The following is a 502-nucleotide window of genomic DNA, read 5'->3' as shown; positions in this document are numbered from 1 at the left end:
TTCCCATGCCGTCGGCGAACACGACGTCGACGTCGTCGGGGGTCAGTCCGGCGTCGTCGAGTGCCCGTCGCATCGCCCGCACGAGGTGGACCGGGTCCGGCGCCGGACGCCGGTCGTGGTAGGCGTCGTGGGTGGCCGCGTAGCCGGCGATCCGCCCGTAGCCGCCGCGGCCCCGCTCGCGCGCTGCCGCGGCATCCTCCACCACGAACAGGGCGCCGCCCTCGCCCGGCGCGTACCTGTCGGCGTGCCGGGAGAAGGGCCGGTAGCCCTCGTCGGGACGCGTGCCCGCGGTCAGCATCCCGCTCGTGGCATAGCAGGTCATCGCATACGGCGCCACCGCGGCCTCGGTGGCGCCCGCCACGACGGCGCGGGTTCCCCGCCGCACGGCCCGGCGCGCCTCGCCGAGGCTGTCCAGGCCACCGGCCTCACCGGAGACGATCACCCCCGAGGGTCCCTTCAACCTGTGGAGGATCGAGATCTGTCCGGTGCTGGCCGCGTAGAA

The 502-nt window shown here is 74.9% G+C and carries 1 protein-coding gene; it reads right to left on the bottom strand.

Annotated elements, in window-relative coordinates; genetic code table 11:
* Positions 1-502 (bottom strand): beta-ketoacyl synthase N-terminal-like domain-containing protein (locus tag DD1DGNOD_RS29480; RefSeq protein ID WP_283234699.1); only part of this gene is annotated, 502 nt, incomplete at both ends.

The organism is Candidatus Protofrankia californiensis, from assembly GCF_900634765.1.
GTDB lineage: Bacteria > Actinomycetota > Actinomycetes > Frankiales > Frankiaceae > Protofrankia > Protofrankia californiensis.
The sequence above is the reverse complement of the archived record's forward strand: the minus strand, read 5'-3'. Positions and strand labels throughout refer to the sequence as shown.